Origin of the sequence: Micromonospora sp. AMSO12t (assembly GCF_008806585.1) — a bacterium.
Taxonomy (GTDB): Bacteria; Actinomycetota; Actinomycetes; order Mycobacteriales; family Micromonosporaceae; genus Micromonospora; species Micromonospora reichwaldensis.
In genome coordinates, this window is sequence record NZ_WAAS01000435.1 from 1 (window position 1) to 3,136 (window position 3,136).

The 3,136-nt window shown below is 72.0% G+C and carries 2 protein-coding genes; both read left to right on the forward strand.

The genetic code is table 11. The annotated features are described in order from the left end of the window. Nucleotides 1-19 precede the first annotated feature (19 nt). Nucleotides 20-2,299: a M4 family metallopeptidase gene (locus F6X68_RS31830; RefSeq protein ID WP_225852557.1), complete on the forward strand. Its 2,280-nt coding sequence runs from the start codon at nucleotides 20-22 to the stop codon at nucleotides 2,297-2,299. Between the two features lie 119 nt (nucleotides 2,300-2,418). Continuing rightward, nucleotides 2,419-3,136, forward strand: a 718-nt coding sequence (locus F6X68_RS31835) for an enoyl-CoA hydratase/isomerase family protein (RefSeq protein ID WP_151457710.1), incomplete at its 3' end; no start/stop codon positions are given.

Below are 3,136 nucleotides of genomic sequence, written 5' to 3' on the forward strand. Positions count from 1 at the left end.
CTCCGGCAGCACGTACCAGATGATCGACCCGCTGCGCGGCAACGGCTCCACGTGCGACATGAACAACGGCACGTCGACGTGCACCACGTTCACCGACGCCGACAACACCTGGGGCACCGGCGCCGCCCACACCCGCTACACCCGGACCTACCAGGGCCTGCGGGTGTACGGCGGTGACTTCGTCATCCACACGACCCCGAACGGCGGCTACGCCGGCTCCTCGGTCGGTCTGGACGCCCCGCTGACCCTCCCCACCACGGCGAAGGTCTCCTCCGCCGCCGCGAAGAAGGCCGCCCGCGCCGAGTTCTCCGGCACGCTCACCGCGGTGGGCACCCCGGAGCTCTTCGTCGACGCCAGCTCCGGCAAGGGCCGGCTCGCCTGGGAGACCGTCGTCACCGGCTGGCACCCGGACGGGCAGACGCCGTCGCGGTTCCACGTCGTCACCGACGCCACCACGGGCAAGGCCGTCGGCTCGTACGACGAGATCGAGGCCGTCTCCGGCACGGGCAACAGCGTCTACTCGGGCACCGTCACCGTGGACACCACGCTCTCCGGCAGCACGTACCAGATGATCGACCCGCTGCGCGGCAACGGCTCCACGTGCGACATGAACAACGGCACGTCGACGTGCACCACGTTCACCGACGCCGACAACACCTGGGGCACCGGCGCCGCCTCCAACCGGCAGTCCGCCGCCGTGGACGCGCACCACGGCGCCGCCAAGACCTTCGACTACTTCAAGAACGTGCACGGCCGCAACGGCATCTTCGGCGACGGCCGGGGCGTGCCGAGCCGGGTGCACTACGGCAACAACTACGTCAACGCCTTCTGGGACGGCTCCCGGATGACCTACGGCGACGGCAGCGGCAACTCCCGGCCGCTCGTCTCCATCGACGTGGCCGCCCACGAGATGAGCCACGGCGTGACCGAGAACGTCGTCCCCGGCGGCCTGACCTACTCCGGCGAGTCCGGCGGCCTCAACGAGGCCACCAGCGACATCTTCGGCAACATGGTCGAGTTCTACGCCAACAGCTCCGCCGACCCGGGCGACTACCAGGTCGGTGAAAAGATCAACATCAACGGCAACGGTACGCCGCTGCGCTACATGTACAACCCGTCCCTGGACGGTTCGAGCGACAGCTGCTGGTCCACCTCGACCAGGAGCAAGGACGTGCACTACTCGTCCGGTGTCGCCAACCACTTCTTCTTCAACCTCGCCGAGGGCACCGGGGCCACCTCGTACGGCACCTCGCCGGTCTGCGGCTCCGCCCCGGCGGTGACCGGCATCGGCCGCGCCAAGGCCGAGAAGATCTGGTGGCGGGCGCTGGACGCGTACTTCACCTCCAACACCTCGTACGTCAACACCAGCAACCCGGCCAACACCGCCCGGGCGTACAGCCTGCGCGCCGCGACCGACCTGTACGGCAGCTGCTCCACCGAGTACAAGACCGTCCAGGCGGCCTGGACCGCGGTGAACGTGGCCGGCAACGACGCGCCGTGCTCGACCGGCAACGACTTCTCGGTCTCGCTCTCGCCGACCTCCGGCGCGGTGAACCCGGGCAGCTCGGTCTCCACCACCGTGGCCACGGCCACCACCAGCGGGTCGGCGCAGACCGTGACGCTGTCGGCCTCCGGCCTGCCGAGCGGGGCGACCGCCTCGTTCAGCCCGGCCTCGGTGACCTCGGGCGGGTCGTCGACCCTGACCGTCGCCACCACGGCCGCCACGGCGCCCGGCACCTACACGGTCACCGTGAACGGCGCCGGCTCGGTCACCCGCAGCGCCACCTACACGCTGACGGTGAACGGCACCGGCGGCGGCTGCACCAGCCCGGGTCAGAAGCTCGCCAACGCGGGCTTCGAGTCCGGGGTCACCGCCTGGACGCAGTCCTCGGGCGTGATCGGCCAGCACGGCACCGCGCAGCCGGCCCGCACCGGCACGTGGAGCGCGTGGATGAACGGGTACGGGACCACCCGTACCGAGACGCTCTCCCAGTCGGTGAGCCTGCCGGCCGGGTGCACGTCGTACAACTTCAGCTTCTGGCTGCACATCGACTCGGCCGAGACCACCAGCAGCACCGCGTACGACACGCTGCGGGTGCAGGTGCTCAACTCCTCCGGGACGGTGCTGGCGACCCTCGCCACGTACTCGAACCTGAACAAGGCCGCGGGCTACAGCCAGAAGTCGTTCTCGCTGGCCGCGTACAAGGGCCAGACCGTGACCCTGAGGTTCACCGGCACCGAGGACGTGTCGCTCCAGACGTCCTTCGTCGTGGACGACACCGCGCTCAACGTCTCCTGACGTAGCCGTACCGTCGCCGGCCCGGCGACCACCCCGCCAGGGTGGTCGTCGGGCCGGCGCCGTTATGGTCGCCGCACGCGTCGCCGCTCCCGGCGGCCGGGCGGGACGTCGAAGGGGTGGTGACGGTGGCGGACGCGGAACTCCTCGTCGAGGTGGCCGGGCCGGTGGCGACGGTGGTGATCCGCAATCCGGCGCGGCGCAACGCGATGACCACCGCCATGTGGCGACGGCTGCCGGAGCTGCTCGACGGGCTGGAGGCCGACCCGGCCGTCCGGGCGCTGGTGCTCACCGGCGCGGGGGACACCTTCTGCGCCGGCGCGGACCTGGGCGACCTGGACGAGCTGCTGGACGCCGGTGACGCCAGCATCGCGGTGGCCGCCGAGGAGCGGCTCGCCGCCTTCGCCAAGCCCACCGTCGCCGCCGTCCGGGGCGCGTGCGTGGGCGGCGGCTGTCAGCTCGCCGTCGCCTGCGACCTGCGGGTCGCCACCACCGACGCGCGGTTCGGCGTGCCGCCTGCGCGGCTGGGCCTGGTCTATCCGGCGCCGACCACCCGCCGGCTGGCCCGGCTGGTCGGCCCGGCCGCGGCCAAGCACCTGCTCTTCACCGCCGAGCTGATCGACGCCGAGCGGGCGCTGCGGGTGGGCCTGGTCGACGAGGTGCTGCCGGGCGACGGGCTCGCCGCCCGGGTGGACGAGCTCACCGCCGCCGTGGTCGCCCGGTCGCAGCTCAGCGTCGCCGCCGCCAAGGAGATCGTCGACGGGCGGGCGGACGAGGACCGGATCGCCTGGTGGCACGGGCAGGTCCGGGCCAGCGGCGAGGCCCGCGAGGGCGTTGCCG